This is a genomic window from Cronobacter malonaticus LMG 23826 (assembly GCF_001277215.2).
Lineage (GTDB): Bacteria > Pseudomonadota > Gammaproteobacteria > Enterobacterales > Enterobacteriaceae > Cronobacter > Cronobacter malonaticus.
On sequence record NZ_CP013940.1, the window covers coordinates 3,239,491 to 3,265,352 of the forward strand.

Here is a 25,862-nt window from a genome sequence, read left to right on the forward strand (position 1 = left end):
AAAAAAATAAGGATGTGGCAGACGAAAACCCGGGCAATGAAAAAAGCGGAATTAGTCCTGGGTCAGTCTGCAAAGCGTAATCAGCGTGGTGTAAGTCATGATGTGCCTCCTTTGCAGATGATGAGAATGGGAAAAAACGGCCTGCATCATAACGAGAGCGGTATGCCGGTACAATGATGAATCACGGATAACTATTAGTTCAGGTAGGGGTACGGTGGCGGGTGCGCTGACGCTTACCCGCCCTACAGGGTTTAACGGTGAGCGCCAGCGGCGGGTGCGCTCCGCTTACCCGCCCTGCGGGGTTAATTGTGGGCGCTGACCGCGGGTGCGCTCCGCTTACCCGCCCTAGGCTTCCTGACGGTTATCATCATGTAGGGTGGGTAAGCGAAGCGCACCCACCGGGCCCGAAGATAAGCCCCTACAGCCCCAGCACCAGCTGACGCTCGATTTGCGGGTCAAGCAGCGTCACATGCAGCCCCACCAACCGCACGCCGCGCCCGCTGCGGCGCTCGTCCCAGGTTTTGCGTGCCGTGGCGAGCAAATCCTCTTTATTAAGCTTCGGCCAGACGTGCTCCTGCGTGGTGAGCTGGAAATCATTAAATTTGAGCTTCACGCCCTGGCGTGCGATGCGCAGATCCGGCTGCACCGCGGCAAGCCGGCGTTCAAGCTCCGGGTAGAGCCGCTCCACAATCGCCTCGCACTCCGCCCATTCATGAATATCCTCCGCCAGCGTGCGCTCGACGCCGACCGATTTACGCTGTCTGTCGCTGCTTATCTCCCGGTCATCTATTCCCTGGCTGCGCTCCCACAACACGCGCCCAAATTTGCCAAAACGCCTGAGCAGCGCGGCAAGATCGCTCTTTTGCACATCCTCGCAGGTACGCAGGCCAAGGCTCTCCAGCTTCGCCGCCGTTACCTTGCCGACGCCCGGGATCTTGCCAAGCGGCAGCGTGCGCAAAAACACCGGCACCTCTTCAGGCGTGATCACATATTGCCCGTTGGGCTTGTTGAGATCGGAGGCGATCTTGGCGAGGAATTTGATCGGCGCGATACCCGCCGACGCGGTGAGCTGGAGTTCGTCGAAAATCGTCTGGCGGATCTCTTTGGCCATCAGCGTGGCCGAGCCGTAACAGTGCGGGCTGTGGGTGACATCCAGATACGCTTCGTCGAGCGAGAGCGGTTCAATCAGCGAGGTATAGCGCGAGAATATTTCCCGGATATGGGCAGACGCTTCTTTATAGGCGTCAAAACGCCCCGGCAGCAGCGTGAGATGCGGGCAGAGCTTGAGCGCCATCGCGGTGGGCATGGCGCTACGCACGCCATATTTACGCGCCGGATAATTGGCGGTGCTGATAACGCCGCGTCGTTCGCGGCTGCCGCCGATGGCGAGCGGAATATCGCGCAGGGCTGGATTATCGCGCATCTCTACCGCCGCGAAAAAGCAGTCCATATCGACATGAATGATTTTGCGCATCGCCACGCCCCGCACTGTATGTCCATACAGTCTGGCAAAAAATGGGGGCGGCGGCAACCTTCCTTATTCCGCCATAATTGCGTAAATTCTCGGGGGCGCAAGGAAGTTAAGCAAAACTTAATTGTAAACGCAGCAGGCAGCGCTTGCGAAAAATAACAGCGGTGCTAATGTGAGCGCTCCTGAACCAGAATAGTCTTATTTTGGATCCCTTCGCCTTTCGGCATCGGTCTTAGCTTTATCAAGGAAACAAGCAGTATGCGTAAAATCGCATTGTTAATTGCGATGCTTCTGGTGTCGTGCTTTTCATGGGCCAGTACAGTCAGTAGCGACAGCGTTACCCCGATAAAAAAAGAATTAAAACAGCAGTTAATGGGTTCCCCGGTTTATATCCAGATCTTTAAGGAAGAGCGCAAGCTTGAGCTGTACGTCAAGATGGGCGAACAGTATCAGTTACTGGATAGCTACAATATCTGCAACTATTCCGGCGGTCTTGGGCCGAAACGCCGTCAGGGCGATTTCAAAAGCCCGGAAGGCTTCTATAGCGTGCAGCGCAGCCAGCTCAAACCCGACAGCCGTTTTTATAAAGCGATCAATATCGGTTTTCCGAACGCCTTTGACCGCGCTAACGGGTATGAAGGGAAGTATCTGATGATCCACGGCGCGTGCGTTTCCGTAGGCTGCTACGCGATGACCGATAAAAATATCGATGAGATTTTCCAGTTCGTCACCGGCGCGCTGGTGTTTGGTCAGCCGAACGTGCAGGTCAGCATCTATCCGTTCCGCATGACCGACGCCAATATGGAGCGCCACAAGTATTCGTACTACATCGGCTTCTGGAAACAGCTTAAGCCAGGCTACGACTACTTTATGGCGACCCGTCAGCCGCCGGTGGTCTCTGTGGTGAATGGCAGTTACGTAGTCAGCAAGCCACTCAGCAGCAGCGTGGTACACCCGCAGCTGGCGTCAAACTACACGCTCCCCGAGACAAAATAACGCCCACTCGCCTGGCATGATTTTGTGCCAGGTTTCATTGCCCGTCAGCGGCTGAGTGGCGATCACCGTGACCACATCATTCGGTGTGGTCTCTTCCTGAAAATCAATTTCCACATCCTGATCGAGCAGTTTGGCGACGCCAAACGGCGCGCGGCGCGTTATCCAGAAAAGGTTGGTAGAGCAGAACGCCATCACATAGCGCCCGTCAGATAACAGCATATTGAACACGCCCTTCTCCCGCAGTTCACCCGCCAGCTCCGCAATATAGCGAAAGACCGCCGTCATGTTGCCCGGCGTGCGCGGGTAGCGCGTGGTGAGTTTGTGCAGCAGCCAGCAGAACGCTTTTTCGCTGTCGGTTTCGCCAATCGGGCGAAACGGGCCGGTATCAAGCGAGCGGTAGCCGGTCAACTGGCCATTATGGGCGTACGTCCAGTTGCGACCCCACAGCTCGCGGGTAAACGGATGGGTGTTTTCGAGCGCGACTTCGCCGCGGTTCGCCTGGCGGATATGCGCCACCACCGAACAGGATTTAATAGGGTAGTCCTGCACCAGTTTCGCGATGGGCGAGTTGTAGCTCGGTTGTGGATCTTTAAACGTGCGACAGCCTTTACCTTCGTAGAAGGTGATGCCCCAGCCGTCTTTATGCGGCCCGGTTCCCCCGCCACGCTGCACGAGGCCAGTAAAGCTAAAGCAGATATCCGTCGGCACGTTGGCGCTCATCCCGAGCAGTTCGCACATAAATCACCTCATCACACGCCGCCCTCCTTTCGGAAGGCGTCACTGGAGCAAGCCGGACGTGCGTCGCGCGCCCGGCGACAGCGCCTTATCAGGCTTTGACCATCTCTTTTTCGATAAGCTGGATCAGGATGTGGATCACTTTGATATGAATTTCCTGAATACGATCAGCATAGCCAAAATGCGGCACGCGAATTTCCACATCCGCCGTTCCCGCCATTTTGCCGCCGTCTTTACCGGTCAGCGTGATGACTTTCATACCTTTGGCGCGCGCGGCGTCGATCGCTTTGATCACGTTGCCGGAGTTGCCGGAAGTAGAAATGCCGAGCAGAACATCACCCTCGCGCCCAACCGCTTCGACATAGCGGGAGAAGATATGGTCGTAACCGAAGTCGTTACCGACGCAGGAGATGTGGCTAACGTCGGAAATCGCGATCGCCGGGTAGCCCGGACGGTTTTCACGGTAGCGCCCGGTCAGCTCTTCGGCGAAGTGCATCGCGTCGCAGTGCGAGCCGCCGTTACCGCAGGAGAGCACTTTACCGCCCGCTTTGAAGCTGTCCGCCAGCAACACCGCCGCACGCTGGATAGCGTGAATATTGGCTTCATCTTTCAGAAAGTTAGCCAGCGTTTCGGCCGCTTCGTTCAGCTCGTTACGAATCAGATCCTGGTACATGAGGAATATCCTTCAGCATTAAAAAGTAACCGGATGCAGTGTACCGGATAGCGCCGGGAGCGAGAAGCGCTACACCGCGCCGGGCACACAGGTTTTGCGTTTACGTGCAGCAACAATGTGAGCCAGGTTGTAATTATTTTGTGAACGCATTGCTAAAAAAAGCAACATCCTCTACAACCATATCATCACAAGTGGTCAGACCTCCTACAAGCAAGGGAGCTTTTCTTTATGATGATCTTGAGTATCGTTGCCACCCTCGTTCTTATTGGTGCGCTGTTTTACCATCGCGTCAGCCTGCCGCTCAGCAGTCTGATCCTGCTCGCCTGGACCGCCGCGCTCAGCGCCGTCGGTCTCTGGTCGCTGTGGCTGCTGGTGCCGCTGGCGATCATTCTGGTGCCTCTCAACGTTACGCCGGTGCGTAAATCGCTGATCTCCGCCCCGGTGTTCCGCGGTTTTCGTAAAGTGATGCCGCCGATGTCGCGCACGGAGAAAGAAGCGATCGACGCCGGGACGACCTGGTGGGAAGGCGATCTGTTCCGCGGCAACCCGGACTGGCAGAAGCTTCATAACTACCCGCAGCCGAAGCTGACCGCCGAAGAGCAGGCGTTTCTCGACGGCCCGGTGGAAGAAGCGTGCCGCATGGCGAACGACTTCCAGATAACCCACGAAATGGCGGATCTGCCGCCGGAGCTGTGGGCGTTCCTGAAAGAGCATCGCTTCTTCGCGATGATCATCAAAAAAGAGTACGGCGGTCTGGAGTTCTCGGCTTACGCGCAGTCCCGCGTGCTGCAAAAACTCGCTGGCGTCTCCGGCATTCTCGCCATCACCGTTGGCGTGCCGAACTCCCTCGGCCCAGGCGAACTGCTGCAACACTACGGCACCGACGCGCAGAAAAACCATTACCTGCCGCGTCTGGCACGTGGCCAGGAAATCCCCTGCTTTGCGCTGACCAGCCCGGAAGCCGGCTCTGACGCCGGTGCCATCCCGGATACCGGCGTGGTCTGCATGGGCGAGTGGCAGGGCGAGCAGGTGCTCGGCATGCGCCTCACCTGGAACAAGCGCTACATTACGCTCGCGCCTATCGCCACCGTACTGGGCCTCGCGTTTAAACTCTCTGACCCGGATCGTCTGCTGGGCGGCGAGCAGGAGCTCGGCATTACCTGTGCGCTGATCCCGACAAACACGCCGGGGGTGGAAATCGGCCGTCGCCACTTCCCGCTCAACGTACCGTTCCAGAACGGGCCAACGCGCGGCAAAGATATCTTTGTGCCTATCGACTACATTATCGGCGGGCCAAAAATGGCCGGTCAGGGCTGGCGTATGCTGGTGGAATGCCTGTCGGTGGGCCGCGGCATTACGCTGCCGTCTAACTCGACCGGTAGCCTGAAGTCGATTGCGCTCGCCACCGGTGCGTATGCTCATATTCGCCGTCAGTTCAAAGTCTCTATCGGTAAGATGGAAGGGATTGAAGAGCCGCTGGCGCGCATCGCCGGTAACGCCTACGTGATGGACGCCGCGGCATCGCTGATTACTTATGGCATTATGCTTGGTGAAAAACCGGCGGTTCTGTCGGCGATTGTGAAATATCACTGCACCCACCGTGGTCAGCAGTCCATTATTGATGCGATGGATATCGCAGGCGGTAAAGGCATTATGCTCGGCGAAGGCAACTTCCTGGCACGCGCTTACCAGGGCGCGCCTATCGCGATTACCGTGGAAGGCGCGAATATCCTGACCCGCACCATGATGATCTTCGGCCAGGGCGCGATCCGCTGCCATCCGTATGTGCTGGAAGAGATGGCGGCCGCGCAGAATAACGACGTAAACGCCTTCGATAAGCTGCTGTTCCGCCATATCGGTCACGTGGGCAGCAACCTGGTGCGCAGCTTCTGGCTTGGCCTGACCAACGGCCTGACCAGCCGCAGCCCGACCCGCGACGCGACGCGCCGTTACTACCAGCATATCAACCGCCTGAGCGCCAGCCTGGCCCTGCTCTCCGACATGTCGATGGCGGTACTGGGCGGCAGCCTGAAGCGTCGCGAGCGTATCTCGGCGCGCCTGGGCGATGTGCTGAGCCAGCTCTATCTGGCCTCGGCAGTCCTGAAACGCTATGACGACGAAGGCCGCCAGGAAGCGGATCTCCCGCTGGTGCACTGGGGCGTGCAGGATGCGCTGCATCAGGCCGAGCAGGCGATTAGCGATCTGCTGCGTAACTTCCCTAATGGCGCGGTGGCTGGCCTGTTGAGCCTGGCGATTTTCCCGGCGGGCCGCCGTTACGACGCGCCTTCCGATAAGCTCGATCACAAACTTGCGAAGATCCTGCAAACGCCGTCGGCGACCCGTTCACGCATCGGCCGCGGTCAGTACCTGACGCCGAGCGAGCATAACCCGGTCGGGCTGCTGGAGCAGGCGCTGCTGGAGGTGATGGCCGCCGATCCTATCCACCAGCGGCTCTGCAAAGAGATGGGCAAAAACCTGCCGTTTACCCGTCTTGATGAGCTGGCGAAACGCGCCCTGAAAGAAGGCCGTATCAGTGAAGACGAAGCCGCCATTCTTATCCGCGCCGAAGAGAGCCGTCTGCGCAGCATTAACGTAGACGATTTTGAGCCGGACGCGCTGGCGACACAGCCGGTAAAGCTGCCGGAGGCGGTACGTAAAGTCGAAGCAGCCTGATTCTGGCCTGTAAAAAACCCCGCTCCGGCGGGGTTTTTTATTGCCTCGCATCCTGTCGCGTGCATGATAAAGTGACCAGAGTTGCCAATGACGGGGGAGTCTGAACGTGTCTGGTTTAAAAATTTCGCTGATGCAGCAGCCGCTGAGCTGGATGGACGGGCCCGCTAACCTGCGCCACTTCGATGTGCTGCTGGAAAAAGTGCAGGGACGGGATCTGATTGTGCTGCCGGAGATGTTTACCACGGGCTTTGCGATGGAAGCCGCGCAGTCGTCGCTGCCCGAAGAGACCGTCGTCGCCTGGATGCAGGAAAAAGCCCGCCAGACCGGCGCGATGGTAGCCGGCAGTGCGGCGTTGCAGAGCGAGCGCGGACCGGTGAACCGTTTTTTATTAGTGGAGCCGCAGGGCGCGGTGCATCGCTACGATAAACGGCATCTGTTCCGCATGGCCGATGAGCATCAGCATTATGTGGCGGGCGACACGCGCCTGGTGGTGGAATGGCGCGGCTGGCGCATTCTGCCGCTGGTCTGTTACGACCTGCGCTTTCCGGTGTGGTCGCGCAACCGCGACGATTACGACCTGGCGCTGTATGTAGCGAACTGGCCTGCTCCACGCGCCCTGCACTGGCAGGCGCTGCTGACCGCACGCGCTATTGAGAACCAGGCGTATGTCGCGGGCTGTAACCGCGTCGGCAGCGACGGCAACGGTCATCACTACCGCGGCGACAGCCGCATCATTAACCCGCAGGGCGACATTATCGCCGCGAGCGAGCCACATCAGGCGGTACGCGTGGAAGCCGAATTGTCGCTGGAATCGCTTAAAGAGTATCGTGAGAAATTCCCGGCCTGGCAGGACGCCGACCGGTTTACGCTTGAGTAAAACGCCACGGGTCGTTTGCGGCCCGCCTTTTTTCATGACGCTGAAATGACGAAAGCCCGAATCATTGCTGATTCGGGCTTTCTGAATAGTGGCGGAACGGACGGGACTCGAACCCGCGACCCCCTGCGTGACAGGCAGGTATTCTAACCGACTGAACTACCGCTCCGCGTTGTGTTCCCCTGGGAACGGGGCGAATATTACGGGCTGGCCCCGGTGCCGTCAACGCTTTTTCTCACATTTTGAATCGTTTGCTTTAAAAATCGCCCGCACGGCGAATTTGTCAGCGTTTTCAGCATATTCAGGCGCGCCAGAGGCAGCTGCCGCCCTTCTTCTGCACCAGATCGAGACGCGATTCATGTGCCGCCAGCTCTTCATCACACGCCCGAACCACTTTCAGGCGCGACGCCTGGCGTACCACACGCTGAATGCCGGTGTCGCCCTGCTGCTGTTGCCCGTCACCTTCCATCGCGAACGCAATAGACGTCTGCCCGCCGGTCATCGCCAGATAGACATCCGCGAGGATCTGGGAGTCGAGTAACGCCCCGTGCAGCGTACGCTTGGTGTTGTCTATTTCATAACGCGAACATAACGCATCGAGGCTGTTGCGCTTGCCCGGGAACATCTTACGGGCCAGCGCCAGGCTGTCGGTGATTTTGCAGAACGTTTCGGTTTTCGGAATGCCGCGGTTGAGCATGCCGAATTCGTAATCCATAAAGCCGATATCGAACGAAGCGTTATGAATGACCAGTTCAGCGCCGCGGATGTAATCAAGAAAATCATCCACCACATCGCCGAAAACCGGTTTATTCAGCAAAAACTCATCGGAAATCCCGTGAACCATAAAAGCTTCCGGGTCCACCAGCCGGTCGGGCTTCAGGTAGACGTGGAAGTTATTGCCGGTCAGGCGGCGGTTGATGACTTCGACCGCCCCGATTTCAATAATGCGGTGCCCTTCATAATGGGCGCCTATCTGGTTCATACCGGTGGTTTCGGTATCCAGAACGATCTGTCGTGTAATAGCTGTGCTCATAGCGCTCGTTTATGTCAGACTTGGCTTTTTACTCACAGGAAGTCTACCAGAGATGCGTAAACAGGTAGAAATTTTCACCGATGGATCTTGTCTCGGCAACCCGGGGCCTGGCGGCTACGGCGCTATCCTGCGCTACAAACAGCATGAGCGGACCTTCAGCGCGGGCTATCGCCTGACTACCAATAACCGTATGGAACTGATGGCGGCGATTGTCTCCCTTGAGGCGCTGCGCGAGCACTGCATTGTGACGCTCAGCACCGACAGCCAGTATGTGCGCCAGGGCATCACGCAATGGATCCATAACTGGAAAAAGCGCGGCTGGAAAACCGCCGAGAAGAAACCGGTGAAAAATGTCGATTTATGGCAGCGGCTGGATGCGGCGCTGAGCCAGCATGAAATCAAATGGGAGTGGGTCAAAGGCCACGCCGGTCACCCGGAAAACGAACGCTGCGACGAACTGGCCCGCGCGGCGGCCATGGCCCCGACGCTGGAAGATACCGGTTATCAACCGGAAGCGACAGCCAGCTAAGGTTTACGGTACTGGCGCGTGGCACCGACCGCCGGGCGCAGGTGGGTACGGGCGCGCGGCTTCATTAACGGGTTTATCGTCAACGGGATGGTGCGCTTACGCGCCACCATCACCTGTAAACACCCCAGTGCCGGCAGATGTTTGGTCAGCATCTTTCCGCCCTGCCGACACCACGGCAATACCTGGCAACGGCTGTAATAGAGCAGCTCGAAATTAAGCAGCGATAGCCAGTCCATCTGGCGCATCATGGTAAACATCCGGCTATTCACGGGCGGGCGCTTACGCACAAACGGCAGAAGTTTGGCGGCTCCAAGCAGGCTAACCGGGTTGAAGCCCGTCATAATGAGCCAGCCATCGTCAATCAGCACGCGGTCGGCCTCGTTGAGCAGACGGTGCGGATCGGGGCACCAGGGCAGCGTATGCGCCAGCAGACAGGCATCCACAGATTTTGCGGCAAACGGCAGATGCAGCGGATCGCACTTAACCTGCAACGCGTCGCCCTGCAGCGCGACATTGACCTGATGTGAAATCGCGCAGGCTTCGGTGTTTATCTCCGCGCTGAGATTGCCTATCTTAAGTAAATGAAAGCCATACATTTTCCCAAGCCAGGGCTGGAGTTCCCGCTCAAGCGTCGCGCGGTAATGCTCGCCCCAGGAAAACGCATCCCAGTGGGCCGGTGCGCTGAGTGTCGCGGGTGTCCTTGCCGGTTTCATCACTACCTTCCGTAACGCATAAGAGGTGATTTATGAATCTTAACAGTATTCCCGCTTTCGAGGATAACTACATCTGGGTGTTGAATGATGATGAAGGAAAATGCCTGCTTGTCGACCCGGGCGAGGCAGAACCCGTTTTTCGCGCCCTTGAGGAAAACCAGTGGCAGCCGGTGGCTATCCTGCTTACGCATCACCATCACGACCATACGGGCGGCGTACAAGCGTTAGTGGCGCGTTTCCCGGATATCGTCGTATACGGGCCGGAAGAAACCCGCAGCAAAGGCGCGCAGGTTATAGTCAACGATGGCGAGAAGTTCAACGTTCTGGGTTGTGAATTCCTTGCGTTCTCTACGCCAGGTCACACTTTAGGACATTTCTCATATTTCAGTTTCCCTTATCTTTTCTGCGGCGACACGATGTTTTCCGCAGGCTGTGGACGCCTCTTTGAAGGCACGCCCGCGCAGATGTATCACTCCTTTCAGAAAATAAACGCGCTGCCTGAAAATACCCTTATTTGCTGCGCCCATGAGTACACATTAAGCAATCTTAAGTTTTTAGTGGCTATTTTGCCGGACGATCCGGTTTTAACCCAATATTATCGAGAAGTTAATGAGTTACGTGCGAAAAATCAAAAAACACTCCCCTCAATTCTTAAAAATGAGCGCCAAATAAATCTTTACCTCCGTCTGGAAGACGATGATTTAATTGATAAAATTAATCCAGATCTGCGGTTGTCAACTCCTGAGGAGAGATTTGCATGGTTAAGGTCAAAGAAAGATAACTTCTAGAAATTCTTGCTTGTGTTCGGGAAACTTCGCCGTTATCATTGCTCGTCTTTTAAGCAACTATTGACACACACATGAAGGCAAAAGCGATCTTACTCGCCTCTGTCCTGCTTGTGGGGTGCCAGGCGTCTCAACATGACGGCGGCGTTCAACAGCATGCACAGAGCCTTTCTGCGGCTGGTCAAGGGGAAGCAGGAAAGTTCGCTGGTCGAGCGGCTTCTGCGCGTTGGATGGATGATGGAACATTCCTCGCGCAAGATCAGGACCTGTGGACTTTCATTGGCGACGAGCTAAAGATGGGGATTCCGGAAAATGACCGGATCCGCGAACAAAAACTGAAGTACTTGAGTAATAAGAGCTATCTCCACGATGTAACTTTACGGGCAGAGCCGTATATGTACTGGATAGCCGGGCAGATTAAAAAACGTAATATGCCAATGGAACTGGTACTACTACCCATAGTGGAGAGCGCTTTTAACCCCCACGCGACATCTGGCGCGAATGCCGCAGGCATCTGGCAGATTGTCCCGAGCACGGGGCGGAATTATGGTTTAAAACAGACCCGAAATTACGACGCGCGTCGTGACGTGGTGGCCTCAACCACTGCCGCACTGAACATGATGCAGCGTCTGAACCGGATGTTTGACGGCGACTGGTTACTGACTGTCGCGGCTTACAACAGCGGTGAAGGTCGTGTATTGAAGGCAATGAAAGCGAATAAAGCACGTGGCAAACCCACGGATTTTTGGTCGCTCTCACTGCCACAGGAAACCAAAATTTACGTGCCGAAAATGCTGGCGTTGAGTGACATACTCAAAAACAGCAAGCGGTATGGGGTGCGTTTACCGACAACGGATGAGAGCCGCGCGCTGGCACGCGTGAAGGTGAATAATCCGGTGGAAATGGAACAACTGGCGGAAATGGCCGGGATTTCAGTGAACAAACTGAAAACCTTCAACGCCGGCGTTAAGGGCTCTACCCTCGGCGTGAGCGGGCCGCAGTACGTGATGGTTCCACAGAAACATGCGCAGCAGTTGCGTACGTCTCTGGCCGCCGGTGAAATCGCTGCCGTTCAACCGACTATGGTTGCGGATAATTCACTGTCTGCGCGGACGTATAAAGTCCGTTCTGGCGATACGCTTTCCGCGATTGCCGCACGGATGAACGTCAGCACTAAAGATTTGCAGCGCTGGAACAATCTGCGCGGAGCGAAGCTGAAACCAGGCCAGACGCTCTCTGTCGGTACGGTCAGCGGCGCAGGTGAACTGGCGAGCAATAACGACAGCATCACCTATAAAGTGCGCAAGGGCGATTCGCTCGCAAGCATTGCTAAGCGTCACGGCGTTAACATTAAGGATGTGTTGCGCTGGAACAGCGATACGGACAATCTGCAACCGGGCGATCAAATCACCCTGTTTGTGAAGAACAGTTCGACGCCAGATTCCTGACGACAAGCCGTATGAACAAGAAAGGCACCGATTCCCCCGGTGCCTTTTTCTTTTCTGGCATTACGCCGCTTTACTCGCCTCAATGATAATCGTATCGCTGGTAAAAGAGCCGTCTTCCTGAAGCGCGAAATAGCGTTGCACTTCCGCTGACGCACTTTGCTGATAAACCCGAATAGCCTGCGACAGCGCGTCGGGCGTGCGCATACGCGCAATCCAGCTGCCAAACTCCAGCTTCAGCCTGTCGGTACGCACATCACGCGTGATAAGCCCTGCCTGATTGAACATCTGCAACCACTCGCCGCTGGCATAGTTACGAACATGCGACGTATCACGCAGCGCTTCGATCGTTTGCAGCCAGATATCCAGCACCGGATGACCGGGCGAGAGAATATCCATCATGATCATGAAGCCGCCGGGCTTCAGCACGCGTTTCACCTCACGCAACGCCAGCCCAACATCGTGCCAGTGGTGCGCCGAATAGCGGCTGATGACAATATCGAAACTCTCGGCCTCAAAAGGCAGCGATTCGGCATACCCCTGACAGGTCGACAGATGCGTAAGCCCGCGTTCACGCGCCGCCTCTTCTACGACCATGAGCATGGAAGAAGACAAGTCGTACGCTACCACTTCGCGTACCTGTTCCGCGGCCGTAAAGCTGGCATGCCCAGCTCCACACCCGAGATCGAGCAGGCGCGCCTGCGGAAATGCCGCCAGTCTCTCGCGCAGATGAGTGAGATCGCGCCCTGTTGCGTGCACCTGGCTGGTTAAATAAGCCTTTGCCTGAGAACCAAACTGCTTGTCAACGTTGTCGTGATGAGAGTGTGTTGCCATTGTCGTGTCCTTGCATTGAGTAAAAGAAAGGGCAGGCGCAGGGTCTGCCCAACGGCAGACCTGACACACCTTACTTCTGCTCAGGTTTGCCGGGACTGAATTCGACGAGTAGCGGGTTGTGATCGGAGGCGCGCGTCACCAGGACAGAAGCTTCCTGTACGGCAAGGCCGCGATAGAACACGAAATCGAGCGGGCGACCGAACGCGCGGCGGCGCTGGTCATCAGTAAAACGGACTTCACGCAGCGACATTTCACGCGCGAAGCGGTAAAGCGCATTCATCCTCGGGCGGCTCCAGGCGTTGAAATCACCAGCCATGATCACCGGACCGCTGTGATGGCCTATCTGATCGCCAATAGGCCCGAGTTGTTTACTGTAGACATCCACGCCAAGGCTAAAATTGACGGCGTGAATGTTTACGACCATCAACAAACGGCCATCAGGGAGCGGGTAGACGGTGACCAGCGCCGATTTAGAGAGACGCAGGATAGGCTCACGCTCGCGAAGCGGGCAACAATAAACCGGATGGGCAGCGGAGAGCGTCATCACACCTGACGGGTGCTGCGGCAGTACAAAAGCCGGGACCTGATCGGCCGCCAGATAGTTGGACGTCGCAAAGCGCACAAGCTCAGGCGTCGTCTGCGCCTCCTGCAATAAGACCAGATGCGCCTCTTTACCGAAATTTTGCAGGACAGAAAGCCATTCAGCGCGCTGCTGTTTAAAGATATTCCAGACCAGCACCCGAAGCGAACCGTCTCCGGGCAAGGGAGCGCCGGCGGGTAATGCCTTTCCTATACTCGCAAACGATCCTGGCGCCAGAATACGTTCTGCTGGCTGACCGGCGACATAGCGCATGGCATAAGTATTTTTTCGCACGTTTCGCTGCTAACCCCTGTAGATGTGTTCGCAAGATAAGCGACCTTTACCTGTTATAGGGATTTTAGCTCACAGATGCAATGGGCGGGATGAAAGCCGCGCATGGGTTTTGTCCTGTGTTTCATCGTATGGCTTCATAAATAACATGCTGTAAATCGCTGTGGTTAAATGACAAAATCGTCTAAATTATCTTTCTAATTTTGCTTGTGGAGCAACAATGAAAGCTTCTTCTGATGAACTGATTATTTTTGTCGCCGTGGTGGAAAGCGGGAGTTTTAGCCGGGCGGCAGAGCAGCTCAACCTCGCGAATTCAGCGGTCAGTCGCGCAGTAAAGAAGCTTGAGATGAAACTTGGCGTCAGTTTACTGAACCGCACGACGCGCCAGCTGAGTCTGACAGAGGAAGGCGAGCGATATTTTCGCCGCATCCAGCAGGTGTTACAGGAGATGGCGGCAGCTGAAACCGAGCTGATGGAGAGCCGTCAGACGCCGCGCGGCCTGTTACGGATAGACGCGGCAACGCCTGTGATTCTGCATTTGCTGATGCCTATGATTAAGCCCTTTCGGGAGCGCTACCCAGACGTCACGCTCTCGCTGGTCTCTTCGGAAACCTTTATAAACCTCATTGAGCGCAAGGTAGACGTGGCCATCCGCGCAGGTACGCTGACGGATTCCAGCCTGCGTGCAAGGCCGCTTTTTACCAGTTACCGGAAAATCGTGGCCGCACCAGATTACCTTGAGCGTTATGGGGTGCCCGCGACGATATGCGATCTTAAAGATCATGTCTGTCTGGGCTTTACCGAGCCCGTTTCCCTCAACACCTGGCCTGTCGCCTGTGAAGATGGTCAGTTACTGGAAACTACGCCGGGAATGACCTCGAACAGCGGCGAAACGCTCAAGCAACTGTGCCTCACCGGTAATGGGATCGCGTGCTTGTCTGACTTTATGATCGATAAAGAGATTGAACAGGGAGAACTGGTCGAGCTACTGGCGGAGTATCGGCTGCCGGTAGAAATGCCCTTCAGCGCGGTTTATTACAGCGATCGTGCCGTTAGTACACGCATCAGAACCTTTATTGATTTTCTGAGTGAATGGATAAAAAAATAGCCCCAACAGGGGCTATCTTCAATCCCAGTCTGGTGCCAGCCCATCGGGACTTACCAGGCGCTCGTTGCGCTCCAGCGCAGCGATGGCCTTCATATCATCAGCATCCAGCGTCAACGTTAAAGCGCCCAGATTACTTTTTAAATTCTGGCGCTTCGTTGAAGAAGGGATCACTGAATAGCCCAGTGCCATCGCCCAACTGAGGATGACCTGCGCAGGCGTGGCATTATGCTTCTGTGCGATTCTGATAATCGTTTCATCCTTAAGCGCATTGCCATAGGCAAGCGTCATATAGGAAGTGATGTGAATTCCGCGCGCCTGCGCCCATTCAACAACCTTACAATTTTGCAGATAAGGCGACAGCTCAATCTGGTTGGTCGCGATATTATCGACGCCAACGGCATCGATAGCCTGCTGCATCAGCGCAATCGTAAAGTTAGAGATACCAATCTCACGCGTCAGGCCCTGTGCTTTGGCTTCAAGCAGCGCCTCGAGGGATTCTTTAACGCTGACGGTACCTCCTGGTGAAGGCCAGTGAATCAGCGTGAGATCGACGTAATCTGTCCTCAATTTCTGTAGGCTTTCTTTCAGACTTACGATCAGGCGATCTTTGCGCAGATTCTCGGTCCAAATTTTGGTGGTGATATATAGCTCATCGCGTGCGACGCCGCTTTCTTTAATCGCCTGCCCCACCGCCGCTTCGTTATCATAAATCTGTGCGGTGTCGATGGCGCGATAGCCCAATTCAAGAGCATCTTTTATCGATGCGATGACAACGTCGTCTTTAAGACGGAATGTACCTAAACCGAATGCAGGAACTGTCATACTTTACCTCTCTTATGAATATGAAAGGATTATGAGAGGAATAATTAAGGTAAAAAAGGGCAACAACAGCAGGAGTTTTTTGCTAAAAAGGCAATGATTAATGTACAGACGAAAAAAAACCCTGAGTAAATACTCAGGGATTCTTAATAAGTGGCGGAACGGACGGGACTCGAACCCGCGACCCCCTGCGTGACAGGCAGGTATTCTAACCGACTGAACTACCGCTCCACCGAATTTCTTCACACCACCGGATTATCGTTCCGGCTTACTGCTTAATTTGATGCCTGGCAGTTCCCTACTCTCGCATGGGGAGGCCCCACACTACCATCGGCGCTACGGCGTTTCACTTCTGAGTTCGGCATGGGGTCAGGTGGGACCACCGCGCTACAGCCGCCAGGCAAATTCTGTCCGTTCACCGCCTTCGCCATGAACGTTTATCCGTCACAAGCTGAATATCTCTCTCAACACGCCAGACTTCTTTGGCGTTGTAAGGTTAAGCCTCACGGTTCATTAGTACCGGTTAGCTCAACGCATCGCTGCGCTTACACACCCGGCCTATCAACGTCGTCGTCTTCAACGTTCCTTCAGGAGACTTATAGTCTCAGGGAGAACTCATCTCGGGGCAAGTTTCGTGCTTAGATGCTTTCAGCACTTATCTCTTCCGCATTTAGCTACCGGGCAGTGCCATTGGCATGACAACCCGAACACCAGTGATGCGTCCACTCCGGTCCTCTCGTACTGGGAGCAGCCCCCCTCAATTCTCCAGCGCCCACGGCAGATAGGGACCGAACTGTCTCACGACGTTCTAAACCCAGCTCGCGTACCACTTTAAATGGCGAACAGCCATACCCTTGGGACCTACTTCAGCCCCAGGATGTGATGAGCCGACATCGAGGTGCCAAACACCGCCGTCGATATGAACTCTTGGGCGGTATCAGCCTGTTATCCCCGGAGTACCTTTTATCCGTTGAGCGATGGCCCTTCCATACAGAACCACCGGATCACTATGACCTGCTTTCGCACCTGCTCGAGCCGTCACTCTCGCAGTCAAGCCAGCTTATGCCATTGCACTAACCTCCTGATGTCCGACCAGGATTAGCTGACCTTCGTGCTCCTCCGTTACACTTTGGGAGGAGACCGCCCCAGTCAAACTACCCACCAGACACTGTCCCCACGCCGGATCACGGCGCCAGGTTAGAACATCAAACATTAAAGGGTGGTATTTCAAGGTTGGCTCCACGCAGACTGGCGTCCACGCTTCAAAGCCTCCCACCTATCCTACACATCAAGGCTCAATGTTCAGTGTCAAGCTGTAGTAAAGGTTCACGGGGTCTTTCCGTCTTGCCGCGGGTACACTGCATCTTCACAGCGAGTTCAATTTCACTGAGTCTCGGGTGGAGACAGCCTGGCCATCATTACGCCATTCGTGCAGGTCGGAACTTACCCGACAAGGAATTTCGCTACCTTAGGACCGTTATAGTTACGGCCGCCGTTTACCGGGGCTTCGATCAGGAGCTTCTCTTGCGATAACCCCATCAATTAACCTTCCGGCACCGGGCAGGCGTCACACCGTATACGTCCACTTTCGTGTTTGCACAGTGCTGTGTTTTTAATAAACAGTTGCAGCCAGCTGGTATCTTCGACTGACTTCAGCTCCACCCGCAGGGGCTTCACCTACATGTCAGCGTGCCTTCTCCCGAAGTTACGGCACCATTTTGCCTAGTTCCTTCACCCGAGTTCTCTCAAGCGCCTTGGTATTCTCTACCTGACCACCTGTGTCGGTTTGGGGTACGATTTGATGTTACCTGATGCTTAGAGGCTTTTCCTGGAAGCAGGGCATTTGTCACTTCAGCACCGTGGTGCCTCGTCATCACGCCTCAGCCTTAACTTTCCGGATTTGCCTGGAAAGTCAGCCTACACGCTTAAACCGGGACGACCGTCGCCCGGCTGACATAGCCTTCTCCGTCCCCCCTTCGCAGTAACACCAAGTACAGGAATATTAACCTGTTTCCCATCGACTACGCCTTTCGGCCTCGCCTTAGGGGTCGACTCACCCTGCCCCGATTAACGTTGGACAGGAACCCTTGGTCTTCCGGCGAGCGGGCTTTTCACCCGCTTTATCGTTACTTATGTCAGCATTCGCACTTCTGATACCTCCAGCATGCCTCACAGCACACCTTCGCAGGCTTACAGAACGCTCCCCTACCCAACAACACATAGTGTCGCTGCCGCAGCTTCGGTGCATGGTTTAGCCCCGTTACATCTTCCGCGCAGGCCGACTCGACCAGTGAGCTATTACGCTTTCTTTAAATGATGGCTGCTTCTAAGCCAACATCCTGGCTGTCTGGGCCTTCCCACATCGTTTCCCACTTAACCATGACTTTGGGACCTTAGCTGGCGGTCTGGGTTGTTTCCCTCTTCACGACGGACGTTAGCACCCGCCGTGTGTCTCCCGTGATAACATTCTCCGGTATTCGCAGTTTGCATCGGGTTGGTAAGCCGGGATGGCCCCCTAGCCGAAACAGTGCTCTACCCCCGGAGATGAGTTCACGAGGCGCTACCTAAATAGCTTTCGGGGAGAACCAGCTATCTCCCGGTTTGATTGGCCTTTCACCCCCAGCCACAGGTCATCCGCTAATTTTTCAACATTAGTCGGTTCGGTCCTCCAGTTAGTGTTACCCAACCTTCAACCTGCCCATGGCTAGATCACCGGGTTTCGGGTCTATACCCTGCAACTTAACGCCCGGTTAAGACTCGGTTTCCCTTCGGCTCCCCTATACGGTTAACCTTGCTACAGAATATAAGTCGCTGACCCATTATACAAAAGGTACGCAGTCACCCTCTTACGAAGGCTCCCACTGCTTGTACGTACACGGTTTCAGGTTCTGTTTCACTCCCCTCGCCGGGGTTCTTTTCGCCTTTCCCTCACGGTACTGGTTCACTATCGGTCAGTCAGGAGTATTTAGCCTTGGAGGATGGTCCCCCCATCTTCAGACAGGATATCACGTGTCCCGCCCTACTCATCGAGCTCACAGCCTGTGTGCCTTCGTGTACGGGGCTGTCACCCTGTATCGCCGGCCTTTCCAGACCGTTCCACTGACACACAAGCTGATTCAGGCTCTGGGCTGTTCCCCGTTCGCTCGCCGCTACTGGGGGAATCTCGGTTGATTTCTTTTCCTCGGGGTACTTAGATGTTTCAGTTCCCCCGGTTCGCTTCGTTAGCCTATGTATTCAGCTAACGATGATGCACCGAAGTGCACCGGGTTTCCCCATTCGGACATCGCCGGTTATAACGGTTCATATCACCTTACCGGCGCTTTTCGCAGATTAGCACGTCCTTCATCGCCTCTGACTGCCAGGGCATCCACCGTGTACGCTTGTTCGCTTAACCTCACAACCCGAAGAAGTCTTCGTGCTGCGAGTTTGAGAGACTCTGACACACCGTGCATTCCTTATTACGGAGAAATGCAACAGCATGTCTGTTTCAATTTTCAGCTTGTTCCGGATTGTTAAAGAGCAAATACTTCGCAGTATACTCGTTGAGTACACTCTGAAGTGATGGTGGAGCTATGCGGGATCGAACCGCAGACCTCCTGCGTGCAAAGCAGGCGCTCTCCCAGCTGAGCTATAGCCCCATCGTAGTTAAACCTCTTCAACTCCTGTGGAGTTGGTAGGCCTGAGTGGACTTGAACCACCGACCTCACCCTTATCAGGGGTGCGCTCTAACCACCTGAGCTACAAGCCTGTAGAGGTTTTGCTTCTTTACTTTCTATCAGACAATCTGTGTGAGCACGCGAGGTTGTATCTTTCAGGTAAGGAGGTGATCCAACCGCAGGTTCCCCTACGGTTACCTTGTTACGACTTCACCCCAGTCATGAATCACAAAGTGGTAAGCGCCCTCCCGAAGGTTAAGCTACCTACTTCTTTTGCAACCCACTCCCATGGTGTGACGGGCGGTGTGTACAAGGCCCGGGAACGTATTCACCGTGGCATTCTGATCCACGATTACTAGCGATTCCGACTTCATGGAGTCGAGTTGCAGACTCCAATCCGGACTACGACGCACTTTATGAGGTCCGCTTGCTCTCGCGAGGTCGCTTCTCTTTGTATGCGCCATTGTAGCACGTGTGTAGCCCTGGTCGTAAGGGCCATGATGACTTGACGTCATCCCCACCTTCCTCCGGTTTATCACCGGCAGTCTCCTTTGAGTTCCCGGCCGAACCGCTGGCAACAAAGGATAAGGGTTGCGCTCGTTGCGGGACTTAACCCAACATTTCACAACACGAGCTGACGACAGCCATGCAGCACCTGTCTCAGAGTTCCCGAAGGCACTCCCGCATCTCTGCAGGATTCTCTGGATGTCAAGACCAGGTAAGGTTCTTCGCGTTGCATCGAATTAAACCACATGCTCCACCGCTTGTGCGGGCCCCCGTCAATTCATTTGAGTTTTAACCTTGCGGCCGTACTCCCCAGGCGGTCGACTTAACGCGTTAGCTCCGGAAGCCACGCCTCAAGGGCACAACCTCCAAGTCGACATCGTTTACGGCGTGGACTACCAGGGTATCTAATCCTGTTTGCTCCCCACGCTTTCGCACCTGAGCGTCAGTCTTCGTCCAGGGGGCCGCCTTCGCCACCGGTATTCCTCCAGATCTCTACGCATTTCACCGCTACACCTGGAATTCTACCCCCCTCTACGAGACTCAAGCTGACCAGTTTCAAATGCAGTTCCCAGGTTGAGCCCGGGGATTTCACATCTGACTTAATCAACCGCCTGCGTGCGCTTTACGCCCAGTAATTCCGATTAACGCTTGCACCCTCCGTATTACCGCGGCTGCTGGCACGGAGTTAGCCGGTGCTTCTTCTGCGGGTAACGTCAATCGCTGTGGTTATTAACCACAACGCCTTCCTCCCCGCTGAAAGTACTTTACAACCCGAAGGCCTTCTTCATACACGCGGCATGGCTGCATCAGGCTTGCGCCCATTGTGCAATATTCCCCACTGCTGCCTCCCGTAGGAGTCTGGACCGTGTCTCAGTTCCAGTGTGGCTGGTCATCCTCTCAGACCAGCTAGGGATCGTCGCCTAGGTGAGCCGTTACCCCACCTACTAGCTAATCCCATCTGGGCACATCTGATGGCATGAGGCCCGAAGGTCCCCCACTTTGGTCCGAAGACGTTATGCGGTATTAGCTACCGTTTCCAGTAGTTATCCCCCTCCATCAGGCAGTTTCCCAGACATTACTCACCCGTCCGCCACTCGTCAGCAGAGCAGCAAGCTGCTCCCTGTTACCGTTCGACTTGCATGTGTTAGGCCTGCCGCCAGCGTTCAATCTGAGCCATGATCAAACTCTTCAATTAAAAGTCTGATGCTCAAAGAATTAAACTGTTAGTTCGTAATGAATTAACTGTTGTTCACTTGAGACTTGATATTCGTTTATCGTCCGTAGACGTTAAGATATCAGTGCCCCGAGTGCCCACACAGATTGTCTGATAAATTGTTAAAGAGCAGTGCGACGCGGCCTTCAGCCTGCTGTCGCGAGGTGGCGTATATTACGCTTTCCTCTTTCAGAGTCAACCCTTAATTTCAGGATTTTTCTCTTTCCGACTTACCGTCGCTGTGGGATGTTTCTCATCAGCGCCGTGTCGATGGAGGCGCATTATAGGGAGCTCAGAAGTAATGGCAAGCGGAAAACTTAAAAAAAATCACGACCGCTCACCTTTTCATCATTGCGCTCGTTTTTAGCGCTTTTTGATAGCTTCCGGCAATGCAGCGAGGCTATTTAACACCCAATCGGCGGCCGCTTCTGCTTCTGACGTCACAGGTTTGCCGGTTCGCACCAGCACTTTTGTACCAACACCCGCAGCGGCGCCCGCCTGCATATCTTCTAATTTATCGCCCACCATATAAGAAGCGCCCATATCGATGTGCAGAAAATCGCGCGCGGAGATTAACATGCCCGGCTGCGGCTTGCGGCAGTCACAGTTCTGGCGAAACTCCTCCACTGCCCCTTCCGGGTGGTGCGGACAGTAATAGATGCCGTCGAGGTCGACGCCGCGGTCAGCCAGCGACCAGTCCATCCATTCGGTCAGTTGCTCAAACTGCGCCTCGGTAAACTTACCCCGCGCGATGCCGGACTGATTGGTCACCAGCACCAGCGCAAAGCCCATCGCTTTAAGTTCGCGCATCGCATCGATAACGCCATCAATAAACTCGAAGCGGTCAATCTCAGAGACATAACCGTGATCGATATTAATAGTGCCGTCGCGGTCGAGAAAAATTGCCGGTACAGATTTAGCCACCTGAAAAACTCCTGCCTTAAATAATGCCGCCTAGTATCGCATGATTCCTGGGCGGAGAAAGCGCTCATTGCAGACAGTCAGATTGATTTAGACGTCTGGATGCCTTAACATCCATTCTGTTTACGGCCATCGCCCGTATAAGGCAGAACAAAATGCCACGGCTAACTCCTATAAGATAATAAACAACCAGATGATCAAACTGTCGAATATCACCAAAGTGTTCCAGCAGGGAAACCGCACCATTCAGGCGCTAAATAATGTCAGCCTGCATGTCCCGGCCGGACAGATTTATGGCGTGATTGGCGCCTCGGGCGCCGGTAAAAGTACGCTCATCCGCTGCGTTAACCTGCTTGAGCGCCCCACCCAGGGCAGCGTGCTGGTTGGCGGTCAGGAGCTGACCGCGCTTTCTGAATCAGAGCTGACCAAAGCCCGTCGCCAGATTGGCATGATTTTCCAGCATTTTAATCTGCTGGCCTCACGTACCGTTTTTGGTAACATCGCCCTCCCGCTGGAGCTGGATAACACGCCGCGTGACGAAATCAAACGCCGCGTGACTGAACTACTGGACCTGGTTGGCCTGAGCGAAAAGCAGGACGCCTACCCTGCAAACCTCTCTGGCGGTCAGAAGCAGCGCGTGGCGATCGCTCGTGCGCTTGCCAGCAACCCGAAAGTGCTGCTGTGCGATGAAGCCACCAGCGCGCTCGACCCTGCCACCACCCGCTCGATTCTGGAATTGTTAAAAGACATCAACCGTCGCCTGGGCCTGACTATTCTGCTCATCACGCATGAAATGGATGTCGTGAAGCGTATCTGTGACTGCGTTGCGGTGATCAGTAACGGCGAGCTTATCGAACAGGACAGCGTCAGCGAAGTGTTCTCGCATCCGAAAACGCCGCTGGCCCAGCAGTTTATTCAGTCCACGCTGCATCTGGATATCCCGGAAGATTACGCCCTGCGTCTTAACTCGCAATCTGATGATAACCGCGTACCGCTGCTGCGCCTTGAATTCACCGGCCAGTCGGTTGACGCGCCGCTCCTCTCCGAGACCGCACGCCGTTATAACGTGAACAACAACATTATCAGCGCGCAGATGGATTACGCCGGCGGCGTGAAGTTCGGCATCATGCTTACGGAAATGCACGGCACACAGGAAGAAACGCAAGCGGCCATCGCTTACCTGCAACAACATCATGTAAAAGTAGAGGTTCTGGGTTATGTCTGAAGCAATGATGTGGTTACTGGTGCGCGGCATCTGGGAAACGCTGGCGATGACTTTTGTTTCCGGCTTTTTTGGTTTTGTTATTGGCCTGCCGGTTGGCGTGCTGCTGTACGTAACGCGTCCGGGACAGATTATCGAAAATGCGAAGCTCTATCGCATTCTCTCCGCGCTGGTGAATATCTTCCGTTCCATTCCTTTTATTATCTTACTGGTATGGATGATCCCGTTTACCCGCGCCATCGTCGGCACTTCCATTGGCCTGCAGGCCGCTATCGTGCCGCTGACCGTCGGTGCCGCGCCGTTTATCGCGCGTATGGTGGAAAACGCCCTGCTGGAGATCCCGTCGGGTCTTATTGAAGCTTCACGCGCGATGGGCGCTACGCCGATGCAGATCGTTCGCAAGGTGCTGCTGCCTGAAGCCCTGCCGGGCCTGGTGAACGCCGCTACAATCACGCTGATTACGCTTGTCGGCTATTCCGCTATGGGCGGCGCGGTCGGCGCAGGCGGTCTGGGCCAGATCGGTTATCAGTACGGTTACATCGGCTATAACGCGACCGTGATGAATACCGTATTAGTGTTACTGGTCGTACTGGTGTATTTAATTCAGTTCTCAGGCGATCGTATCGTCCGGGCTGTCACTCACAAGTAACGTTACACACAACATCAATATACTTTTAGTTAAGGAATGGTTATGTCTTTCAAGTTTAAAACCTTTGCGGCAGTAGGCGCCCTTCTCGGCACGCTGGCCCTGGCAGGTTGCGGTCAGGAAGAAAAAGATCCGAACCATATTAAAGTGGGCGTGATTGTGGGTGCGGAACAGCAGGTTGCTGAAGTCGCCAAAAAAGTCGCCAAAGAGAAATATGGTCTCGATGTCGAACTGGTGACCTTTAACGATTACGTGCTGCCGAACGAAGCGCTGAGCAAAGGCGACATCGACGCGAACGCCTTCCAGCACAAACCGTATCTGGATCAGCAGATCAAAGACCGCGGCTACAAGCTGGTTTCCGTGGGCAACACCTTCGTTTACCCGATCGCCGGTTACTCCCGCAAAATCAAATCGCTGGATGAGCTGCAACCGGGCGCGCAGGTTGCCGTGCCGAACGATCCGACCAACCTTGGCCGTTCCCTGCTGCTGCTGCAGAAAGTCGGCCTTATCAAGCTGAAAGACGATATCGGCTTGCTGCCGACCGTGCTGGATATCACCGAAAACCCGAAAAACCTGAAGATTGTCGAACTGGAAGCGCCGCAGCTGCCGCGCTCACTGGATGATGACCAGATTGCACTGGCGGTAATCAACACCACCTACGCCAGCCAGATCAACCTGACGCCAGCAAAAGACGGCATCTTTGTGGAAGACAAAGACTCCCCGTACGTAAACATGATCGTGACCCGCGAAGATAATAAAGACGCGGAAAACGTGAAGAAATTCGTTCAGGCTTACCAGTCTGACGAAGTGAATGAAGCCGCGAACAAAGTCTTCAACGGCGGCGCCGTCAAAGGCTGGTAAGCCGCTTTGATTGCTGATGGTTATAATTTCAGGACGGGCTTAAGCCCGTCTTGTTATTTCTGCAAGCTCCTGATTCAATAAGCCACGTTTTTATCACCGACGAGGAATTATTATGCGTGCTTTACCGATCTGCCTTTTAGCGTTCATCCTGAGCGGCTGTTCCGTGCTAAGCAGATCCCCCGTAGAACCTGTTCAAAGCACCGCGTCGCCGCAAAAATCCGAGCCAGTTCGCCAGAAAACGGTTCGCCCCGCTCCTGTAAAAATCTATACCAACGCAGCCGATCTGGTTGGTAAACCCTTCCGCGATCTGGGCGAAGTGAGTGGCGAATCCTGCCAGGCCACTAACCAGGACTCTCCGCCGAATATCCCGACGGCCCGTAAGCGCCTGCAGATTAACGCCTCAAAAATGAAAGCGAACGCCGTTCTGCTGCACAGCTGTGAAGTGACCAGCGGCACGCCGGGCTGCTACCGCCAGGCCGTTTGCTTAGGGTCAGCCCTTAGCGTTCCGACCAAATGACGACTTTTGCGTTTGAGCAAATCGGCGTCATCCGCTCGCCTTATAAAGAAAAATTCGCCGTGCCGCGCCAGCCAGGACTGGTGAACAGCGCGCGCGGCGAGCTGCATTTAATCGCGCCGTATAATCAGCCTGATGCCGTACGCGGGCTGGAGGCGTTTAGCCATATCTGGGTCGTATTTGTTTTTCATCAGACGATGGAAGGCGGCTGGCGGCCCACCGTGCGCCCGCCACGCCTTGGCGGCAACGCCAGAATGGGCGTTTTCGCCACGCGTTCTACCTTTCGCCCGAACCCCGTCGGCATGTCGCTGGTTGAACTTCAGGGCATCCGCTGCGAAAAAGACCGCGTGATCCTGACGCTCGGCGGGCTGGATCTGGTGGACGGCACGCCGGTCATCGATATCAAACCCTATTTGCCTTTCGCCGAAGCGCTGCCCGATGCGCGCGCGGGCTATGCAAGGGAAGCACCGGAGGCGGCGGTATCCGTCACCTTTACTGATGAGATTGCGCAGGCCCTGCCGTCTCTTGAGAAACGCTACCCCCGGCTTGGTCAGTTCATCTGTGAAGTGCTCGCCCAGGATCCGCGTCCGGCTTACCGTAAAGAGGAAGAAACCGGCAAGAGCTACGCCGTCTGGTTGCTCGATTTCAATGTCCGCTGGCGGGTAACGCCGCAGGGCTTTGAGGTCTATGCCCTGGAGCCGCGTTAATTTCCATAGCCTCTCTTTTGGCGACCCATTCTCACTGGTACACTAAACCACTTTTT

Annotated in this window: 21 protein-coding genes, 4 tRNA genes and 3 rRNA genes; 12 read left to right on the forward strand and 16 right to left on the reverse strand. The window is 55.2% G+C overall.

What is annotated here, in order from left to right:
- Positions 1 to 418: 418 nt before the first annotated feature.
- Complete coding sequence (gene dinB, locus AFK66_RS15255; RefSeq protein ID WP_032967857.1) at positions 419 to 1,474, reverse strand: DNA polymerase IV; 1,056 nt, start codon at positions 1,472 to 1,474, stop codon at positions 419 to 421.
- 255 nt (positions 1,475 to 1,729) lie between these two features.
- Between dinB and dpaA the strand changes: the two genes are divergently transcribed.
- Positions 1,730 to 2,467, forward strand: a complete 738-nt coding sequence (gene dpaA / locus AFK66_RS15260) for a peptidoglycan meso-diaminopimelic acid protein amidase (RefSeq protein ID WP_007777400.1) — start codon at positions 1,730 to 1,732, stop codon at positions 2,465 to 2,467.
- Here dpaA and AFK66_RS15265 read toward each other — a convergent pair.
- Positions 2,438 to 3,205, reverse strand: coding sequence for a class II glutamine amidotransferase (locus AFK66_RS15265; protein WP_004385353.1), 768 nt, complete (start codon positions 3,203 to 3,205; stop codon positions 2,438 to 2,440). The genes dpaA and AFK66_RS15265 overlap by 30 nt on opposite strands.
- Positions 3,206 to 3,293: 88 nt before the next feature.
- Positions 3,294 to 3,875, reverse strand: coding sequence for a D-sedoheptulose 7-phosphate isomerase (gene lpcA / locus AFK66_RS15270; RefSeq protein WP_007698112.1), 582 nt, complete (start codon positions 3,873 to 3,875; stop codon positions 3,294 to 3,296).
- 228 nt (positions 3,876 to 4,103) lie between these two features.
- Here lpcA and fadE point away from each other — a divergent pair, with 228 nt between their 5' ends.
- Together fadE and AFK66_RS15280 are read left to right on the forward strand one after the other, a co-directional pair.
- Positions 4,104 to 6,548: an acyl-CoA dehydrogenase FadE gene (gene fadE / locus AFK66_RS15275; protein ID WP_007777356.1), complete on the forward strand. Its 2,445-nt coding sequence runs from the start codon at positions 4,104 to 4,106 to the stop codon at positions 6,546 to 6,548.
- A 106-nt stretch (positions 6,549 to 6,654) separates the two neighbouring features.
- Positions 6,655 to 7,425 carry an amidohydrolase gene (locus tag AFK66_RS15280; RefSeq protein ID WP_007777354.1) on the forward strand — a complete coding sequence of 257 codons (771 nt, stop codon included), beginning with the start codon at positions 6,655 to 6,657 and terminating at the stop codon, positions 7,423 to 7,425.
- An 89-nt stretch (positions 7,426 to 7,514) separates the two neighbouring features.
- Here AFK66_RS15280 and AFK66_RS15285 read toward each other — a convergent pair.
- A tRNA-Asp gene (locus tag AFK66_RS15285) sits at positions 7,515 to 7,591 on the reverse strand.
- 132 nt (positions 7,592 to 7,723) lie between these two features.
- Positions 7,724 to 8,455 (reverse strand): DNA polymerase III subunit epsilon, encoded by a 732-nt coding sequence (dnaQ, locus tag AFK66_RS15290; protein WP_007777352.1) that lies wholly within the window; start codon positions 8,453 to 8,455, stop codon positions 7,724 to 7,726.
- On the opposite strand from dnaQ, the gene rnhA reads away from it, so the two are divergent.
- Complete coding sequence (gene rnhA / locus AFK66_RS15295) at positions 8,409 to 8,984, forward strand: ribonuclease HI (RefSeq protein WP_161571848.1); 576 nt, start codon at positions 8,409 to 8,411, stop codon at positions 8,982 to 8,984. The two genes, dnaQ and rnhA, sit on opposite strands and share 47 nt — an antisense overlap.
- Here rnhA and AFK66_RS15300 read toward each other — a convergent pair.
- Complete coding sequence (locus AFK66_RS15300) at positions 8,981 to 9,697, reverse strand: class I SAM-dependent methyltransferase (protein ID WP_007791031.1); 717 nt, start codon at positions 9,695 to 9,697, stop codon at positions 8,981 to 8,983. The two genes, rnhA and AFK66_RS15300, sit on opposite strands and share 4 nt — an antisense overlap.
- 32 nt (positions 9,698 to 9,729) lie before the next feature.
- Between AFK66_RS15300 and gloB the strand changes: the two genes are divergently transcribed.
- Positions 9,730 to 10,485: a hydroxyacylglutathione hydrolase gene (gene gloB, locus AFK66_RS15305; protein WP_007777262.1), complete on the forward strand. Its 756-nt coding sequence runs from the start codon at positions 9,730 to 9,732 to the stop codon at positions 10,483 to 10,485.
- 71 nt (positions 10,486 to 10,556) lie between these two features.
- Positions 10,557 to 11,930 carry a murein transglycosylase D gene (gene mltD / locus AFK66_RS15310; protein WP_004387418.1) on the forward strand — a complete coding sequence of 458 codons (1,374 nt, stop codon included), beginning with the start codon at positions 10,557 to 10,559 and terminating at the stop codon, positions 11,928 to 11,930.
- Between the two features lie 60 nt (positions 11,931 to 11,990).
- Here mltD and AFK66_RS15315 read toward each other — a convergent pair whose 3' ends face one another.
- Positions 11,991 to 12,761, reverse strand: a complete 771-nt coding sequence (locus tag AFK66_RS15315; protein WP_023899379.1) for a class I SAM-dependent methyltransferase — start codon at positions 12,759 to 12,761, stop codon at positions 11,991 to 11,993.
- Positions 12,762 to 12,831: 70 nt separating this feature from the next.
- On the reverse strand, positions 12,832 to 13,635 hold the full coding sequence (locus tag AFK66_RS15320; protein ID WP_012815381.1) for an endonuclease/exonuclease/phosphatase family protein: 804 nt from the start codon (positions 13,633 to 13,635) through the stop codon (positions 12,832 to 12,834).
- Positions 13,636 to 13,852: 217 nt separating this feature from the next.
- Here AFK66_RS15320 and yafC point away from each other — a divergent pair, with 217 nt between their 5' ends.
- A complete protein-coding gene (gene yafC, locus AFK66_RS15325; protein WP_007777119.1) occupies positions 13,853 to 14,740 on the forward strand; it encodes a DNA-binding transcriptional regulator YafC in 888 nt (295 codons plus the stop codon).
- Between the two features lie 18 nt (positions 14,741 to 14,758).
- Here the strand turns inward: yafC and dkgB are convergent, their stop codons facing one another.
- The 8 genes from dkgB to gmhB form a co-directional block, all read right to left on the reverse strand.
- Positions 14,759 to 15,562 carry a 2,5-didehydrogluconate reductase DkgB gene (gene dkgB, locus AFK66_RS15330; RefSeq protein WP_007777116.1) on the reverse strand — a complete coding sequence of 268 codons (804 nt, stop codon included), beginning with the start codon at positions 15,560 to 15,562 and terminating at the stop codon, positions 14,759 to 14,761.
- 151 nt (positions 15,563 to 15,713) lie between these two features.
- Positions 15,714 to 15,790, reverse strand: a tRNA-Asp gene (locus tag AFK66_RS15335).
- Positions 15,791 to 15,844: 54 nt separating this feature from the next.
- Positions 15,845 to 15,960: ribosomal RNA gene (gene rrf, locus AFK66_RS15340) — 5S ribosomal RNA — on the reverse strand.
- A 91-nt stretch (positions 15,961 to 16,051) separates the two neighbouring features.
- Positions 16,052 to 18,953, reverse strand: a 23S ribosomal RNA gene (locus AFK66_RS15345).
- Between the two features lie 168 nt (positions 18,954 to 19,121).
- Positions 19,122 to 19,197: transfer RNA gene (locus AFK66_RS15350), tRNA-Ala, on the reverse strand.
- Positions 19,198 to 19,230: 33 nt separating this feature from the next.
- Positions 19,231 to 19,307 (reverse strand) — tRNA-Ile (locus tag AFK66_RS15355).
- A gap of 68 nt (positions 19,308 to 19,375) precedes the next feature.
- A 16S ribosomal RNA gene (locus AFK66_RS15360) occupies positions 19,376 to 20,917 on the reverse strand.
- The 16S, 23S and 5S rRNA genes sit together here with 3 tRNA genes alongside, the layout of an rRNA operon.
- Before the next feature lie 381 nt (positions 20,918 to 21,298).
- Complete coding sequence (gmhB, locus tag AFK66_RS15365) at positions 21,299 to 21,859, reverse strand: D-glycero-beta-D-manno-heptose 1,7-bisphosphate 7-phosphatase (protein WP_007777098.1); 561 nt, start codon at positions 21,857 to 21,859, stop codon at positions 21,299 to 21,301.
- 190 nt (positions 21,860 to 22,049) lie between these two features.
- Between gmhB and metN the strand changes: the two genes are divergently transcribed.
- The 5 genes from metN (at position 22,050) to tsaA (ending at position 25,806) form a co-directional block, all read left to right on the forward strand.
- Positions 22,050 to 23,081, forward strand: a complete 1,032-nt coding sequence (gene metN / locus AFK66_RS15370) for a methionine ABC transporter ATP-binding protein MetN (protein ID WP_007777096.1) — start codon at positions 22,050 to 22,052, stop codon at positions 23,079 to 23,081.
- Entirely contained in the window at positions 23,074 to 23,727 is a 654-nt protein-coding gene (locus tag AFK66_RS15375) for a methionine ABC transporter permease MetI (protein WP_004385437.1), read from the forward strand. The genes metN and AFK66_RS15375 overlap by 8 nt, the downstream gene beginning before the upstream one ends.
- A 42-nt stretch (positions 23,728 to 23,769) precedes the next feature.
- The gene (locus AFK66_RS15380; RefSeq protein ID WP_007697858.1) at positions 23,770 to 24,585 is read left to right on the forward strand and encodes a MetQ/NlpA family lipoprotein; all 816 of its coding nucleotides are present in this window, start codon (positions 23,770 to 23,772) and stop codon (positions 24,583 to 24,585) included.
- Positions 24,586 to 24,697: 112 nt separating this feature from the next.
- Entirely contained in the window at positions 24,698 to 25,102 is a 405-nt protein-coding gene (gene rcsF / locus AFK66_RS15385; RefSeq protein ID WP_007777038.1) for an Rcs stress response system protein RcsF, read from the forward strand.
- Positions 25,099 to 25,806, forward strand: coding sequence for a tRNA (N6-threonylcarbamoyladenosine(37)-N6)-methyltransferase TrmO (gene tsaA, locus AFK66_RS15390; RefSeq protein ID WP_007777036.1), 708 nt, complete (start codon positions 25,099 to 25,101; stop codon positions 25,804 to 25,806). Before rcsF ends, tsaA begins: the two co-directional genes overlap by 4 nt.
- The last annotated feature ends 56 nt before the right edge of the window (positions 25,807 to 25,862 follow it).

Excerpts from the sequence above, each read along its gene's own strand:
- dinB (WP_032967857.1), bottom strand. The coding sequence starts at position 1,474 with ATGCGCAAAATCATTCATGTCGATATGGACTGCTTTTTCGCGGCGGTA.
- dpaA (WP_007777400.1), top strand. The coding sequence starts at position 1,730 with ATGCGTAAAATCGCATTGTTAATTGCGATGCTTCTGGTGTCGTGCTTT.
- AFK66_RS15265 (WP_004385353.1), bottom strand. The coding sequence starts at position 3,205 with ATGTGCGAACTGCTCGGGATGAGCGCCAACGTGCCGACGGATATCTGC.
- lpcA (WP_007698112.1), bottom strand. The coding sequence starts at position 3,875 with ATGTACCAGGATCTGATTCGTAACGAGCTGAACGAAGCGGCCGAAACG.
- fadE (WP_007777356.1), top strand. The coding sequence starts at position 4,104 with ATGATGATCTTGAGTATCGTTGCCACCCTCGTTCTTATTGGTGCGCTG.
- dnaQ (WP_007777352.1), bottom strand. The coding sequence starts at position 8,455 with ATGAGCACAGCTATTACACGACAGATCGTTCTGGATACCGAAACCACC.
- AFK66_RS15300 (WP_007791031.1), bottom strand. The coding sequence starts at position 9,697 with ATGAAACCGGCAAGGACACCCGCGACACTCAGCGCACCGGCCCACTGG.
- gloB (WP_007777262.1), top strand. The coding sequence starts at position 9,730 with ATGAATCTTAACAGTATTCCCGCTTTCGAGGATAACTACATCTGGGTG.
- mltD (WP_004387418.1), top strand. The coding sequence starts at position 10,557 with ATGAAGGCAAAAGCGATCTTACTCGCCTCTGTCCTGCTTGTGGGGTGC.
- AFK66_RS15315 (WP_023899379.1), bottom strand. The coding sequence starts at position 12,761 with ATGGCAACACACTCTCATCACGACAACGTTGACAAGCAGTTTGGTTCT.
- yafC (WP_007777119.1), top strand. The coding sequence starts at position 13,853 with ATGAAAGCTTCTTCTGATGAACTGATTATTTTTGTCGCCGTGGTGGAA.
- dkgB (WP_007777116.1), bottom strand. The coding sequence starts at position 15,562 with ATGACAGTTCCTGCATTCGGTTTAGGTACATTCCGTCTTAAAGACGAC.
- metN (WP_007777096.1), top strand. The coding sequence starts at position 22,050 with ATGATCAAACTGTCGAATATCACCAAAGTGTTCCAGCAGGGAAACCGC.
- AFK66_RS15375 (WP_004385437.1), top strand. The coding sequence starts at position 23,074 with ATGTCTGAAGCAATGATGTGGTTACTGGTGCGCGGCATCTGGGAAACG.
- AFK66_RS15380 (WP_007697858.1), top strand. The coding sequence starts at position 23,770 with ATGTCTTTCAAGTTTAAAACCTTTGCGGCAGTAGGCGCCCTTCTCGGC.
- rcsF (WP_007777038.1), top strand. The coding sequence starts at position 24,698 with ATGCGTGCTTTACCGATCTGCCTTTTAGCGTTCATCCTGAGCGGCTGT.
- tsaA (WP_007777036.1), top strand. The coding sequence starts at position 25,099 with ATGACGACTTTTGCGTTTGAGCAAATCGGCGTCATCCGCTCGCCTTAT.